The organism is Streptomyces sp. NPDC107538, assembly GCF_055657445.1.
Genome location: NZ_JBVKAY010000001.1, coordinates 722,460 through 736,779 on the forward strand (window position 1 = coordinate 722,460; position 14,320 = coordinate 736,779).

12 protein-coding genes are annotated in these 14,320 nt (G+C 71.1%); 8 read left to right on the forward strand and 4 right to left on the reverse strand.

Translation table 11 applies throughout. The features are described from left to right. The first annotated feature begins 7 nt into the window (after positions 1-7). The 8 genes from ACZ7MG_RS03170 to ACZ7MG_RS03205 all read left to right on the forward strand — a co-directional run bounded on the left by ACZ7MG_RS03170 (position 8) and on the right by ACZ7MG_RS03205 (position 8,686). Entirely contained in the window at positions 8-1,594 is a 1,587-nt protein-coding gene (locus ACZ7MG_RS03170; RefSeq protein ID WP_471395728.1) for an acyl-CoA synthetase, read from the forward strand. A gap of 24 nt (positions 1,595-1,618) precedes the next feature. Further along, the gene (locus ACZ7MG_RS03175) at positions 1,619-2,191 is read left to right on the forward strand and encodes a GNAT family protein (RefSeq protein WP_471395729.1); all 573 of its coding nucleotides are present in this window, start codon (positions 1,619-1,621) and stop codon (positions 2,189-2,191) included. A 169-nt stretch (positions 2,192-2,360) separates the two neighbouring features. Further along, positions 2,361-3,362, forward strand: a complete 1,002-nt coding sequence (locus ACZ7MG_RS03180) for a zinc-binding dehydrogenase (protein WP_471395730.1) — start codon at positions 2,361-2,363, stop codon at positions 3,360-3,362. 9 nt (positions 3,363-3,371) lie between these two features. Next, complete coding sequence (locus ACZ7MG_RS03185) at positions 3,372-4,310, forward strand: 3-carboxyethylcatechol 2,3-dioxygenase (RefSeq protein WP_471395731.1); 939 nt, start codon at positions 3,372-3,374, stop codon at positions 4,308-4,310. After that, positions 4,307-5,143 carry a 2-keto-4-pentenoate hydratase gene (locus ACZ7MG_RS03190; RefSeq protein WP_471395732.1) on the forward strand — a complete coding sequence of 279 codons (837 nt, stop codon included), beginning with the start codon at positions 4,307-4,309 and terminating at the stop codon, positions 5,141-5,143. Before ACZ7MG_RS03185 ends, ACZ7MG_RS03190 begins: the two co-directional genes overlap by 4 nt. Then, complete coding sequence (locus tag ACZ7MG_RS03195; RefSeq protein ID WP_471395733.1) at positions 5,140-6,090, forward strand: acetaldehyde dehydrogenase (acetylating); 951 nt, start codon at positions 5,140-5,142, stop codon at positions 6,088-6,090. Before ACZ7MG_RS03190 ends, ACZ7MG_RS03195 begins: the two co-directional genes overlap by 4 nt. Continuing rightward, the gene (gene dmpG, locus ACZ7MG_RS03200) at positions 6,087-7,109 is read left to right on the forward strand and encodes a 4-hydroxy-2-oxovalerate aldolase (protein WP_471395734.1); all 1,023 of its coding nucleotides are present in this window, start codon (positions 6,087-6,089) and stop codon (positions 7,107-7,109) included. The genes ACZ7MG_RS03195 and dmpG overlap by 4 nt, the downstream gene beginning before the upstream one ends. A 233-nt stretch (positions 7,110-7,342) precedes the next feature. Continuing rightward, positions 7,343-8,686 (forward strand): MFS transporter, encoded by a 1,344-nt coding sequence (locus ACZ7MG_RS03205; RefSeq protein WP_471395735.1) that lies wholly within the window; start codon positions 7,343-7,345, stop codon positions 8,684-8,686. Positions 8,687-9,171: 485 nt separating this feature from the next. Here ACZ7MG_RS03205 and ACZ7MG_RS03210 read toward each other — a convergent pair whose 3' ends face one another. From ACZ7MG_RS03210 to ACZ7MG_RS03225, 4 genes are read right to left on the reverse strand one after another with little or no spacing between them, the layout of a single operon-like run. Continuing rightward, a complete protein-coding gene (locus tag ACZ7MG_RS03210; protein ID WP_471395736.1) occupies positions 9,172-10,011 on the reverse strand; it encodes an ABC transporter ATP-binding protein in 840 nt (279 codons plus the stop codon). Further along, a complete protein-coding gene (locus tag ACZ7MG_RS03215; protein ID WP_471395737.1) occupies positions 10,008-11,777 on the reverse strand; it encodes a dipeptide/oligopeptide/nickel ABC transporter permease/ATP-binding protein in 1,770 nt (589 codons plus the stop codon). The genes ACZ7MG_RS03210 and ACZ7MG_RS03215 overlap by 4 nt, the downstream gene beginning before the upstream one ends. After that, positions 11,774-12,715, reverse strand: a complete 942-nt coding sequence (locus ACZ7MG_RS03220) for an ABC transporter permease (RefSeq protein WP_471395738.1) — start codon at positions 12,713-12,715, stop codon at positions 11,774-11,776. The genes ACZ7MG_RS03215 and ACZ7MG_RS03220 overlap by 4 nt, the downstream gene beginning before the upstream one ends. Before the next feature lie 9 nt (positions 12,716-12,724). Continuing rightward, positions 12,725-14,284 (reverse strand): ABC transporter substrate-binding protein, encoded by a 1,560-nt coding sequence (locus ACZ7MG_RS03225; RefSeq protein ID WP_471395739.1) that lies wholly within the window; start codon positions 14,282-14,284, stop codon positions 12,725-12,727. Between the last annotated feature and the right edge of the window lie 36 nt (positions 14,285-14,320).

The window sequence follows — 14,320 nt, forward strand, 5'->3', positions numbered from 1 at the left end:
CGCCGTCATGGCCGCCGTCGACATCAGTTGCGCCACCGCCCTGCACCGCAGAGCACTGCATCCCACGCCGACCGCCGTCGTGTACGAGGGCCGCGAGATCTCCGCGCCGGAACTCGACGGCACGGTCGGGGAGCTCGCCGCCGGGCTGTCCGAGCACGGACTGCGCCGGGGCGACCGGATCGCCTACCTCGGCCTCAACAGCGTGACCTTCCTGGAGACGCTGTTCGCCGCGGCCCGTCTCGGCGCGGTCTTCGTCCCCCTCAACTTCCGCCTCGCGGCCGACGAGGTCCGCCACATCCTCAACGACTGCGGCGCGCACACCGTCGTCGTGGAGGAAGGACACCGCGAGCTGACGGAGTCGATCCTGGCCGACGTCCCCGCCCGCAGCCGACTGCTGGTGGACACCGACCCCGCCTGCCCGGCGACGGACACCCCCGCCCCCGCCTGGACACCGCTGTCCGCACTGCGCGGCCCGCACCGCCCCGTACGGGAACCCGTGGCGCTGTACGACGACGATCTCGCTGCCCTGATGTACACCTCCGGCACCACCGGCCGGCCCAAGGGGGTCATGCTCACCCACGGCAACCTCTGGTGGAACGCGGTCAACGTCGACGCCGTCGTGGACACCCGCGCCGACGACGTGAACCTGGCCCTCGCCCCGCTGTTCCACATCGGCGGCCTCAACGCCCTCACCTTGCGCACCCTGGTGCGCGGCGGCACCGTGGTGCTGCGCCGGGCCTTCGAGCCGGCCCAGTGCCTGCGGGACCTCGTCGAGCACCGGGTGAACACCTTCTTCGCAGTCCCCGCCATGTACGCGGCCCTCGCCCGTGTGCCCGGATTCGCGGACGCCGACCTCGGCGCCCTGCGGTCCGCGATCGTCGCGGGGGCTCCCGTGCCGCCGCAGCTCATCAGGGACTACGGCGAGGCGGGCCTGCTGCTCCAGCAGGCCTGGGGGCTGACGGAGACGGCCCCGTTCGCCACCTATCTGCCGGCCCGGCTGACCCTGGAGAAGACCGGATCGGCCGGCGTCGCGATGCCGTACACCGAAATCCGGCTGACGCACCCGGGCACCGGGGCCGGGATCGACGGCCCGGACACCCAGGGCGAGATCTGCGTCCGCGGCCCCAACGTGACCCCCGGCTACTGGGACAACCCGGACGCCACCGGAGCCTCCTTCGACGACATGGGCTGGTTCCACACCGGGGACATCGCCTACCGCGACAAGGACGGCTTCTACTACATCGTGGACCGCCTCAAGGACATGATCATCACCGGCGGCGAGAACGTGTACCCCGCCGAGGTGGAGCGCGTCCTCGCCGAGTACCCCGGAATCCTGGAGGCCGCCGTCGTCGGCGTACCGGACGCCACCTGGGGCGAGACCGTGCTGGCCGTCCTGAGCTGCGCGTCCGGTACGGAGCCCACGGTGGAGGAGGTACGGGCGTTCGCGGACCGGTATCTGGCCCGCTACAAGCTCCCCACCGACGTCATGGTCATCGACGGGCTGCCCCGCAACGCCAGCGGCAAGCTGGACAAGCTCGAGCTGCGTCGGTGGGTGACCGCGCGGCGGAACACGCCGGCCGCGCCCTCGGCCTGAACCACCGAGCAGGGAGCACGAGTCGTGGTCACACTTCCCGACACCGCACCGCTGACCGCCCTCGGCGGCGGCTGGTCCCTACGGCCGCTCGACGGAGCGGCCGGCGAGCCGCTCGGGGCACGCCGGTCAGCCCCGCGCGGCTATGCGGCCTCGTACGACGGCGAGGACCGTGCCGGAGACGGGGATGCCGAAGGGGGCGGATCCGGGGGATTCCTCGTCCATGTCCAGCGGGTCCGACACCACCCGGTGCGGGCCTGCTATCCCTTTGGCGCCCATGACCTCGTCGTATGGGTCGGCGACAGCGACAGCGAACACGCCCATCGCGAGCATGCCCGTCGCACGGGGCGCGTACCCGAGGTGGCCGGCGCGGACCTGTTGCGCGTCCTCGTCCCCGCGCTCTTCGCCGCCGACGCGCGCTGCCGCCGCGTCATCGCCGCGCCGGACGAGCACGACGGCCGCGCCCAGCGCGTCCTGGCGGCGGGAGGATTCCGCAGGATCACCGAGGCGGACCTGCCTGACGGTTCCGTCGTCCTGTTCGCCGCTGAGCCACCGGACCTCACGGAGCTGTCCACGGCCCTCGACGACATGCCGCACTGAAGGGGCGGGCCCAGCCACCACACCGTTCCGCCGCGCCGTGAACCGGGACCGACCCGGCTCGCGGCGCGGCTGTGGCGTGCGCACCCCTTGCTCGTGCGTACACGGAACCCGTGCTGCCCAGCGGCACACGGGCTAGGGCGGTCCGACCGGTCGGGGCGACCGTGGCCGCGTGCTTGCCGCTACCGCAATCTCTCAGAGCGCCGCCGACCCGCTGTCGGGGCTGGTGCTGCGCGATGTCCCCGAGCCGACTCCGCGTCCGGGGTGGTCACGCGTCCGCGTCGTGGCCTCCTCACTGAACATGCACGATCTGTGGACGCTGAGAGGAGTGGGGCATCCTCCCGACCGGCTGCCGATCATCCTCGGGTGCGACGCGGCCGGCTACGACGAGGACGGCAACGAGGTCATCGTCCACCCGGTGATCGGTGACCCGGACGCGGGCGGAGGCGACGAGACGCTGGACCCCGATCGCGCGCTGCTGTCCGAGCGGCACGACGGTACGTTCGCGGAGTATCTGACCGTTCCCGCGCGCAACCTGGTCCCGAAGCCGGACTGGCTCTCCTTCGACGAGGCCGCCTGTCTGCCGGTCGCTTGGACCACCGCGTACCGCATGCTGTTCACCCAGGCCCGGATCATCGCCGGCGACCGGGTGCTGGTGCAGGGCGCGGGCGGCGGTGTCGCGTCCGCCGCCATCAGGCTCGCGGTGGCCGCGGGTGCCGTCGTCTACGCCACCAGCCGCAGCGCGGACAAGCGCGCCGAGGCCGTGTCCTGGGGAGCCCGCGCCGCCGTAGGCACGGGCGAGCGGCTGCCCGAACGGGTGGACGTGGTGATCGAGACGGTCGGCGAGGCGACCTGGTCGCACTCGCTGAAGTCGCTCCGCCCCGGCGGCACGGTCGTCATCGCCGGCGCGACGAGCGGGATGAACCCGCCCGCCGACCTCGGGCGAATCTTCTACCTCCAGCAGCGCATCCTCGGCTCCACCGGCTGCACCCGTGTCGAACTGGTCGCGATGCTGCGGCTGATGGAGGCCACCGGTGTCCGGCCGGTCATCGACCGGACGCTTCCGCTCACCGAGATCCACAAGGGCTTCCAGCTCATGATCGACGGCGGTCTCACCGGAAAGCTCGTCGTCCACCCGCCGGGCCCGGCCCGCCCCCGCACCCCGCAGAAGTAAGGAAGCACCATGACCGCAGCAGCTGTCGGGCTGTCCCACTCGCCCCTCATCGGCAGGAACGACCCCGACCCCGAGGTCCTGGCCCGGGTCGACCAGGCCGTCGAGGGGGCCCGGGACTTCATCCGCGCCTACGACCCGGAACTGCTCGTCCTCTACGCACCCGACCACTACAACGGCTTCTTCTACAAGGAGATGCCGCCCTTCTGCCTGGCCACCGAGGCCCACGCGGTGGGCGACTTCGGTACGTCGGCGGGCCCGCTGTCGGTCGACACCGCCGCGGCGAGGGCGCTGGCCCGGGGCGTGCTCGACCGGGGTGTCGATCTGACCGTCTCGGCCCGGATGACCGTCGACCACGGCTTCGCGCAACCCCTGGAGGTGCTCTTCGGCGGGATCGACAAGGTCCCCGTGGTGCCGGTCTTCGTCAACGGTGTCGCCACTCCGCTGGGCCCGGTCGGCCGGGTCCGGGCGCTCGGCACCGCGATCGGACAGGCCGCGGCCGAACTCGACCGCAGAGTGCTGTTCCTGGCCTCCGGCGGCCTCTCCCACGACCCGCCCGTGCCGGTCCTGGACGGGGCACCGCCCAGGGTCGCCGAGGCCCTTGTCGAGGGCCGCCCGCCCACTCCCGAGCAGCGGGCCAAGGGCGAGCGGCGGGTCGTCCAGGCAGGCCGCGACTACGCCGCCGGCTCGACCACGATGATCCCGATCAACCCCGCCTGGGACAACCGGTTCCTCGACCACATCGAGAACGGCGAACTGGCCGAGTTCGACACCTGGACCGTCGAAGGCATGGCGCGGGAGGGCGGCAACTCCGCCCATGAGGTCCGTACCTGGATCGCCGCCTTCGCCTCCCTCGCCGCCACCGGCCCGTACGACCTGAACTCCCGCTTCTACGAGGCCGTCCCCGCCTGGATCGCAGGCTTCGCCGTCGCCGCGGCGAAGGGACGGTGATCACGGTGGCCACTGACACGTACGCGGTGGAGCGAGCCGTCGCGCGGCTGGCGGCTGCGGTGGAAGACAGGCGTCCCGTCGCCCCGGTGCGCGATCTGCTGGGCGAGCATGACATCGCAGTCGCCTACGCCGTGCAACAGGAGCTGACACGGCGCAGGCTGGCCGCCGGCGGGGTTGTCGTCGGACGCAAGATCGGGCTCACCTCCCCGGTCGTGCAGCAGCAACTCGGAGTCGACCAGCCCGACTTCGGGATGCTGTTCGCCGACATGGACGTCTCGGCCGCGCCGGAGATCCCCATGGAGCGGCTGTCGCAGCCGAAGGCCGAGGCCGAGATCGCCTTCGTACTGGGGGAGGACCTGGCGGACGGGGACCTCGACGCCGTCCGTGTCCGGGGCGCCGTGGAGTACGCCGTCGCGGCGATCGAGATCGTCGACAGCCGGATCGCCGCCTGGGACATCCGGCTCACCGACACCATCGCGGACAACGCTTCCAGCGGCTTGTTCGTGCTGGGTGAACACCGGGTCACGCTGGGCGCGTTCGAGCCGCGCGAGACCACCATGCGCATGTACGCCGACGGCGAGCCGGTCTCCGAGGGCAACGGCGCCGCCTGCCTCGGTGACCCGTTGAACGCGCTGGCCTGGCTGGCCCGCACGGCCAGGGAGCACGGCCTTCCGCTGCGGGCCGGGCAGATCGTCCTGTCGGGGGCTCTGGGCCCGATGGTCCCGGTGTCGCCCGGCACCCGGATACGCGCCGAGATCAGCTCGCTGGGCACGGTCACCGCCGCGTTCTCCGCGCGGCAGGAAGGACTTCACCAGCCCGAGGAGGACGCATGAAGCGAACCGACGTCGCCGTCATCGGGTCCGGAAACATCGGCACCGACCTGATGATCAAGATCCTGCGTCTGTCGGACGCACTGCGGATGAGCGTCATGGTCGGCATCGACCCGGCCTCCGACGGGCTCGCCCGCGCCGCCCGGCTGAACGTGCCCACCACCCACCAGGGCGTCGAAGGGCTGATCGCACTGCCCGGCTTCGACGACATCGGCATCGTCTTCGACGCGACCTCGGCCCAGGCCCATCGCGCCAACGCCGCTCGACTGGCGCCGTACGGCAAGCGACTCATCGACCTCACTCCCGCCGCGATCGGCCCGTTCGTCGTGCCGCCGGTCAACGGGGACGCCCACCTGGACTCCATGAACGTGAACATGGTGACGTGCGGTGGCCAGGCCACCATCCCCGTGGTCGCCGCGGTCTCGGCGGTGACCCCGGTCCCTTACGCGGAGATCGTCGCCTCCATCGCCTCCAGGTCGGCGGGACCGGGCACCCGTGCCAACATCGACGAGTTCACCGAGACCACCTCCCGCGCGATCGAGTCCGTCGGCGGTGCCTCCCGGGGCAAGGCGATCATCGTCCTGAACCCGGCGGAGCCCCCGCTCATCATGCGGGACACGGTGTTCTGCCTCATCGGGGACGCCGACCACGAGGCCGTACGCGCGTCGGTCGAGGCCATGGTCGACCGGGTCGCCGAGTACGTCCCCGGCTACCGCCTCAAGCAGGAGGTGCAGTTCACCCCCGTGGACGGCTCAGAACCGGTGCACACCCTGGTGCCGCCGGGAGCGGGGCCGGTGCGCACCCGGGTGTCGGTATTCCTCGAAGTCGAGGGCGCCGCCCACTACCTGCCCGCCTACGCCGGAAACCTCGACATCATGACGTCCGCCGCCCTGCGGGTCGCCGAGTCGATCGCCCGGCGCGACACCGTTCCCCCGGAGGGCCGCCCATGACGCGGAAGCTGTACATCCAGGACGTCACCCTGCGGGACGGCATGCACGCCATCCGGCACCGCATGGACCCCGCCGATGTCGGGCGGATCGTCGCGGCCCTCGACGCCGCCGGGGTCGACGCGATCGAGGTCGCCCACGGCGACGGGCTGGCCGGCGGCTCGCTCAACTACGGGCCGGGCAGTCACACCGACTGGGAATGGATCGAGGCGGCGGCAGCACACCTGACCGACGCCGTGCTCACCACCCTCCTCCTCCCCGGCATCGGCACCATCGCCGAACTGGAACGCGCCCACACCCTCGGCGTCCGCTCGGTGCGTGTCGCCACCCACTGCACCGAGGCCGACATCTCCGCGCAGCACATCGCCAAGGCCCGTGACCTGGGCATGGACGTCGCCGGGTTCCTGATGATGAGCCATATGGCACCGGCCGCCGAACTCGCCGCGCAGGCACGGCTGATGGAGTCCTACGGGGCGCACTGCGTGTACGTGACCGACTCCGGCGGCCGGCTCACCATGAACGGCGTACGTGAACGGGTCCGCGCCTACCGTGACGCGCTGGACCCGGCCACCGAGATCGGTATCCACGCACATGAGAACCTCTCCCTCTCGGTCGCCAACAGCGTGGTCGCCGTGGAGGAGGGCGTCACTCGTGTCGACGCGTCCCTCGCCGGTCAGGGCGCCGGCGCCGGGAACTGCCCGATCGAGGCGTTCGTCGCGGTCGCGAACCTCCAGGACTGGAAGCACGGCTGCGATCTGTTCGCCCTCCAGGACGCCGCGGACGACCTGGTGAGGCCGTTGCGGGACCGCCCGGTCCAGGTCGACCGGGAGACACTCACCCTCGGCTACGCGGGCGCGTACTCCTCGTTCCTGCGTCATGCGGAGACCGCCGCCGGCCACTACGGGGTCGACGCCCGCGCACTGCTCCTGGAGGTGGGCCGCCGGGGCCTCGTCGGAGGCCAGGAGGACATGATCGTCGACATCGCGCTCGATCTGGCGTCGGCGGGGAACCGCACCCGCTGACCCTTCGCACCCTACGTCGCCCGCCTCACCCCCCAGGGAGAGGCGGGTGACGTAACAGGAAAAACATGCATATTGCATGCGCTTGCGCGGGTCCCCCTCCGGCGAGGGGCCGCTGTTCCACAGAACGGCACGGTCATGCGCCGACACATGACCGGTCTTCCTACAGTCCACGGCACCAGTCCCCACTGTGGCCCGTATCACTGAGACCGGGCCTGCCGGAGGTGAGCCGCTCCATGTCAGAGACCAGCAGCGACGCTGCAGCAGTCGGTACCGTCGCGCCCCCCGCCCCACCGCCCGAGGCCAAGGAGAACGTCTCGCGCGTCGCCGTCGCCAGCCTCGTGGGCACCACGATCGAGTACTACGACTTCGCGGTGTACGGTACGGCCGCCGCGCTCGTCCTGGGCCCCGCCTTCTTCCCGTCCGGCAGCTCCACGGTCTCCACCCTCGCGGCCTTCCTTACCTTCGCCGCCGCGTTCCTCGCCCGCCCCATCGGCGTCGTGCTGTTCGGGACGATCGGCGACCGCCTCGGCCGCAAGCGGGCTCTGGTGACCTCACTGGTGCTGATGGGCATCGCCACGGTCGGGGTCGGCCTGCTGCCGACGTACGACACCGTGGGCGTCCTCGCCCCGGTGCTCCTGGTGGCCCTGCGACTGCTCCAGGGCGTGAGCATGGGCGGCGAATGGGGCGGCGCCGTGCTGCTCGCCGCCGAGCACGCCCCGCCGGGGCGCCGGGCGGTCTACGCGTCCATTCCCCAGATCGGCCCGCTGCTGGGCTTCCTGCTGTCGAGCGCCGTGATCCTGCCGACGATCGCCGTCGCCGGCCGGGACGGTTTCGCCGACGGGGCGTGGCGGGTGCCGTTCCTGCTGAGCACCCTGCTCATCGTCGTCGGGTTCTGGGTGCGCACCCGGGTCAGCGAGTCACCCGTGTTCAGCGCCAAGGCCCCGGGCGACCGCCCCGCCGCCCCGCGGTTCCCGCTGGGCGCCCTGGTCAAGGAGTACCCGGGACAGCTGCTGCTCGGCATCGGCGCGGCGGCCGGCGGCTCCGCCGTCTACTACCTGACGATCGTCTACAGCCTGTCGTACGGGCCGAAGGCGCTCGGCATCGCGCAGAACACGATGCTGGTCGCCGCGAGCGTGGCCGCCGGTGTCACGGCCGCCGCGGTGATACCGGTCGCCCGGCTGGCCGACAAGGTGGGGCGGCGGCCGGTCATCATGGCCGGGGCCATCGGGTGCGCGGTGTGGGCGCTGCCCATGTTCGGCTCGATGGCGACCGGCAACGGGCTGGTCATCACGGGCGCGTTCACGGTGGGCCTGGTCCTGTTCATCCTGATGTTCGCGCCGATCGCGGCCTTCCTGCCGGAGCTGTTCCCGGCCCGGCTGCGCTACACGGGAGCCTCGGCGACCTTCATCCTCGCCAACACCCTCGGCGGTGGGTTCGCCCCGCTGGTCGCGACCTGGCTGAACTCCCAGTGGAAGTCCCCCCTCGCCCTCGGCGTTTACGCGGGCGGGCTGTGTCTGGTCAGTCTGCTGTGCGTACTGGCCCTGCCGGAGACGCGCGACCGCGACTTCGCGGCCTGACGCCCCTTTCCCGACGCCCCTCGTCGGTGCGTGACTGAGCGCGGTGACACTGTTCGGTGTCACCGCGCTCAGTCACGCACCGTGTGTGTGTCGCTGACCAGCAGCACCGGCAAGTACCACGCGTACGCGATGGGCCGTTGGAGCGGCGGGGGGGGGGACTGACGCCGACCGCAGGTGTGCAGGGCGCGCGCGCCGCCCTTGCGCGCATCCGCCATCTGGCGGGCTTCGGAGCTGCGGCAGGTGGCGCCGCCGCCGGAGCGTCCTGAGGGCTGGCCCCGGAGGGAGCCCCGGCCTCGGAAGGGCGCTCCACCGCGCTGCTTCGGGCGGTCGGTGCAGTGTGGAGGCGAGGCGCTCGGGCTGTCACGGGCGAACGCCGACCCCTTCCAGGGGCCGCTCAGTATCCGTCGGCATGTGCAACTCCTGAACGCTCGCTTGCACTTCACCCTCCCGAAGCTCGCGGTTCCCGTAGCGGCCTTTCCGGGCACTCATCGAGCGGTCGCGTCCACCTCCGTCCGTCGCTGACGGCGCTGCCGCTGGAGATCAGGGTCGGGGACCGGTGCGGCCGCCACCAGGCGGCGGGTGTACTCGTGCCGGGGTCGGTCGCACACGTCGACGCTGTTTCCCTCCTCCACGATGCGGCCGTGCTGCAGGACCAGGGTGCGGTCCGCGAACTCCTTGACGACGGCGAGGTCGTGGGTGATGAACAGATACGCGCAGCCGAGCGTCGACCGGAGTTCGGAGAGGAGTTCCAGCGCCGCCGCCTGGGTGGTGACGTCGAGGGCGCTGGTCGGCTCGTCGCAGATGATGAGCCTGGGCTTGCGGGCGACCGCGCGGGCGATGGCGATGCGCTGGCGCTGACCCCCGCTGAACTGTGCCGGGTACCGCTCCGCCGCGTCCTCCGGCAGCCCGACCCTGCGCAGCAGTGCGGCGATGTCGTCGCGGACCTCGCCGGGGGACCGGGACGAACCGGCGAGCAGCGGCTCGGCCAGTGTCCGGCCCACCGGCAGCGCCGGGTTGAGCGATCCGTACGGGTTCTGGAAGATCGCCTGGAGGTCGGGGGCGAGCAGCCGGCGCGCCTTGCCGGTGAGGCGGGTGATGTCCCGGCCGTCGAGCAGGACCCGTCCGCCGCTGACCGGCGTGAGGCCCAGCACCGCTCGGCCGATGGTGGTCTTCCCCGAGCCGGACTCGCCGACGAGGGCCACGGTCTCGCCGCGACCGACCTCGAACGACACCTCCTCGATGACGGTGGTCGGCGGCTTGCGGAAACCACGGCCCGGGTAGCGCACCGCGAGGCCGTCGATCTGGAGTACGGGAGTTCCCATCACGCGATCCTGCCCTCGGTGCGAGCGATGCTCGGTGTGCTCTCGATGAGCTTCTTCGTGTACGGGTGCCGGGGCCGGTAGAAGATGTTTTTGACCGAGCCCTCCTCCACGATCCGGCCCTGCTCCATCACGATCGCGCGGTCGCAGCTGTCGGCCACCACGCCCAGGTCGTGAGTGATCAGGATGATCGCCATCCCGTGCTCGTCGCGCAGCGACCGCAGCAGGTCCAGGATCCCCGCCTGCACGGTCACGTCCAGTGCCGTGGTCGGTTCGTCGGCGATCAGCACCTTCGGCGACCCGGCCAGCGCCATGGCGATGACGACGCGCTGGAGCATGCCGCCGGACAGTTCGTGCGGGTGTCGGCGGGCGATGTCGTCCGGATCGCGCAGCTGGACGCTGGTCAGCAGCTCACGGATCCGCTGCCGTACGGCGTCCTTGTTGCCCGCGGACTCGCTGGTGCGCCGGATCACCTCGGCCAGCTGGGAGCCGATGGTGAAGTACGGGTCCAGCGCCACCATGGGCTCCTGCGACACCAGGGCGATCTCGCGACCCCGGAGGCGTCGCAACTCCCGCTCGGGGAGGCCGCTGACGCGGGTGCCGGCCAGCCAGGCCGCGCCGCTCGTCACCGCTCCGTTGGGTGGGAGCAGCCCGAGCAGGGACAGGCCCGTCACCGTCTTGCCGCTGCCGGACTCGCCCACGAGGCCGAAGATCTCACCGGGGCGGACGCCGAAGTCGATGGAGTCGACGACGGTGCGGGGACCCTGCGCGGTGCCGAAGGCGATGGAGTAGTCGCGCACGGCGAGGATCGCCCCGGGCGGCGGTGATGTGTCCGAGGGTCCGGGGCCGGCCTTGTCGAGGGCCGTCACGGGAACCGGTCGCCGTGACCGGCCTCCGGTCGCCTGCCGGCGGTCCTGTTCGAGGTCCCGCAGGCCGTCGCCGACGAGCCCGAAGGACAGGGACATCAGGCCGATCACCCCACCGGAGACGAACAGCAGATAGGGGTCCTGCTGCATGATCTGCGCGGCCTCCCCGACCATCCCGCCCCAGCTCGGGGCGGGCGCGGGGGTGGCCAGGCCGAGGAAGCCGAGGCCGGTCTGGATGGCGAGGGCGTTGCCGGAGAAGAGGAAGACGGGGACCAGCAACTGCCCGGAGAGGCGGGGGAGGATGTGCCGAGCCATGATCCGGGCCGGGCTGAGCCCGGACACCCGGGCCGCGTCCACGAACAGTTCCTCGCGCAGCGCCAGACAGGTACCGCGGATGATCCGGGCGAGGCCCGCGGAGGCGAAGAAGCCGAGCGTGAGCATGGCGGCGACATTGCTCTGGAAGAAGATCGCGAGGACGGCGAGCGTGATGATGACCGCCGGGACCGAGAGCATGACGTCCAGCACGCCGACGATGATCCGGTCGGTCCAGCCGCGCAGATAGCCGGCCAGCACACCCAGGGACAGGCCGACGAAGGCGTACACCAGGACCGCCGCCGCCACCCCGACCAGGGTGGGCCGTCCGCCGTACAGCAGTCGGCTCAGTACGTCGCGGCCGAGTACGTCGGTGCCCAGCGGGTGGTCCGTCGACGGACCGGACAGCGTGTGGAGCAGGTCCTGCGCCAGGGGTGGATGCGGAGCCAGGAGCGGGGCGAGGAGCACGGCGGCGGTGATCCCGACGACCACGACCAGTGCCGCGGCGGCGACGGGGCGGCGCCCTATCCCGGCGAAGGGGTTGTTGACCCTCGCCCGTGATCGCGCCCTCGGGGGCGCCTCGACAGTGGTCATTCCGTACGTACCTTCGGGTTGAGGAGGCTGTAGAGGACGTCCACGAGCAGGTTCACCACGATGACCATGACCGTGAAGGTGATGGTGAGGCCCTGGACGACCGGGAGATCGTGCTGGTTGGTCGCGTCCACGACCGTGGTGCCCAGGCCGGGCAGGGTGAAGACGTTCTCGATGAGGATCGTGCCGGGGATGAAGGTGACCATCATCAGACCGATCGTGGTCACCACCGGCAGTCCACAGCCCCGCAGGGCGTGCTTCCAGATGATCGACCTGGGGCCGATGCCGGAGGCCCGCAGCGTTCTGATGTGGTCGAGGCCGAGGGTGGTGAGCATCGCGTCCCGGGTGACCTTGGAGATGAACGCGACCCCGCCGATCGCGAGCGAGATCACGGGCAGTACCAGGCCCAGTGCCCACTGCCCCGGCGACTCGGCGAACGGGGTGTACCCGGTCGCGGGGAAGAGGGCGAACTTGACGGCGAACACGGAGACCAGGACCAGGGCGATCCAGAAGTTGGGCACCGCGCTGCCCAGCAGCGACACGACGTCGAACAGCCGGCGGCTGACCCGGCCACGCGTCGCGCTGTACACGCCGAGCACCACGCCGACCACGGTCGCCAGCACGGTCCCCCCGATCACCAGCGCCAGGGTGACCGGCAGGCGTTGCCCGATCAGCCCCAGCACGGATTCACCGGAGAACAACGAGCTGCCGAGGTCACCGCGGAGCGCGTCGCGGAGGTAGAGCCAGTACTGCACGACGACCGGCTGGTCGAGGTGCATGGCCGCCCTCAGCGCGTCGTACTGCTCCTGCGTCGCGTTGATGCCGAGGACCGTCCGTGCCGGGTCGCCCGGCACGAACGACTCCAGGAGGAAGGTGATCGCCGAGACGATCACCAGCAGCGGCACGGACAGTGCCAGCCTGCGGAGAATGATGGGAAGCATCGGCCCTCGTCAGCTGGTGGTCCACAGGGTGTTGGAGGTCAGCTGTGCGCCGCCCTCCGGGAACTTCACCCCGCGCAGCTCGCTGTTGTACATGGCGATGGTGTCGGTGCCGGAGACCGGCAGGGCGAGCGCCTTGCGCACGATCACATCGGTGAGGTCCACCGACGCCGCCGCGGAGGCCTTCGGTCCCGCCGCGGCGAGCCGGGCGTACGCGGCGTCGACGTCCGGGTCGGCCACCCCGAAAACGTTCATGATGCCCGTCTTGGTGAACGGCGGCTGCTGTGCGTAGAAGTTGGCCTCGCCGCCCGTGCCGGGCGAGAGCACGGTGGCCGCGTACTTCTTCGTCAGCAGGTCGTTGATCCAGCCACCGAAGTTGGTGGCGGCCCGCAGCTTCAGCTTCACGCCGACCTCGGCGAGCTGACCCTGCACGGCCTGGACCATCTTGGCCGTCGAGGGGTCGAACGACCCGTAGTTCACCGGGATGGTCAGGCCCTTCGCGTAGCCCGCCTCCTTCAGCAACTTCTTGGCCTTGGCCGGGTCGTAGGGGTACATGTCCGCGGCGGCGGTGCTGTAGCCGTCGTAACCGGGCATCTGCGGCTGGGAGATCGGGGTGCCGTAGTCCCCGTAGACCGCCTTGGTGATCGCGGAGCGGTCGACGGCGAAGTTCAGCGCCTGCCGGACCCGCTCGTCGCCGAGGCCCTTGACGACGGTGCCGTCACGGTCCAGGAGGAACAGGCCCGCCCAGGTGGTGGGCTTCTGGAGGGTGGTGATCGCCTTGTCGCCCTTGACGGTCGGCGCCACGTCCGGGGTGCCGTACATGAGGTCGATCTGCCCGGACTTCAGGGCCTGCACCTGGGAGTTGACGTTGGGCATCACCCGGACGGTGATCTTCTTGAAGTGGATCGCGTCCTGGTCGTAGAAGTTCTTGTTCGGGACGTAGACGTAGTGGTCGCCGGAGACCGACTGCTGGGCGCTGTACACGTACGGTCCGGCGCCGAAGGTCGTGGAGGCGAGCTTCTTCGGGGTCTTGAGTCCGGCGGGGCTGACGATGGCGCCGCCCATGTACGGGGGCGTGAACAGGGTGCCCATGTCGGGGTTGGGCGTGGGGCTGGTGATCCGGACGGTCGCGCTGTCGGGCGTGGCGAAGGCCAGGGGGCGGAACCAGGCGGCGGCGGGTCCGCTGCCTTTCTGGAAGTACTTGAACGAGTTGACGACATCGGTGGCGGTGATCGGGGTGCCGTCGGCGAACTTCACGCCCTTGCGCAGGTGGAGTTCGAACGTGGTGTTCTTCTTGCCGACGTAGCCCCACTTGTCCGCGAGGCCGGCCCCGAGGCTGCCGTCCGGCTTGCGGGTCAGCAGGGTCGCGTAGGCGGGGTCCATGTAGTTCAGGAAGGGTCCGACGGCGACCTGAGCGGGATCCAGGCTGTTGGGCGCGGAGGACAGCGCGATGGTCAGGTCGACCGGGCCGGCGCTGGCGCCGCCGCTGTTGCTCTGTGCACCACCGCAGGCGGCGAGGGTGAGCGTGGCCACCGCGCAGATCGAGGCCTGGAGTGCGGTTCTTCTCTTCATCGAGGGTCTCCGAAAGGAAAAGCGGGCCGAGTTGAG

Excerpts from the sequence above, each read along its gene's own strand:
- ACZ7MG_RS03185 (WP_471395731.1), top strand. The coding sequence starts at position 3,372 with ATGACCGCAGCAGCTGTCGGGCTGTCCCACTCGCCCCTCATCGGCAGG.
- ACZ7MG_RS03205 (WP_471395735.1), top strand. The coding sequence starts at position 7,343 with ATGTCAGAGACCAGCAGCGACGCTGCAGCAGTCGGTACCGTCGCGCCC.
- ACZ7MG_RS03195 (WP_471395733.1), top strand. The coding sequence starts at position 5,140 with ATGAAGCGAACCGACGTCGCCGTCATCGGGTCCGGAAACATCGGCACC.
- ACZ7MG_RS03170 (WP_471395728.1), top strand. The coding sequence starts at position 8 with ATGGCCGCCGTCGACATCAGTTGCGCCACCGCCCTGCACCGCAGAGCA.
- ACZ7MG_RS03215 (WP_471395737.1), bottom strand. The coding sequence starts at position 11,777 with ATGACCACTGTCGAGGCGCCCCCGAGGGCGCGATCACGGGCGAGGGTC.
- ACZ7MG_RS03225 (WP_471395739.1), bottom strand. The coding sequence starts at position 14,284 with ATGAAGAGAAGAACCGCACTCCAGGCCTCGATCTGCGCGGTGGCCACG.
- ACZ7MG_RS03220 (WP_471395738.1), bottom strand. The coding sequence starts at position 12,715 with ATGCTTCCCATCATTCTCCGCAGGCTGGCACTGTCCGTGCCGCTGCTG.
- dmpG (WP_471395734.1), top strand. The coding sequence starts at position 6,087 with ATGACGCGGAAGCTGTACATCCAGGACGTCACCCTGCGGGACGGCATG.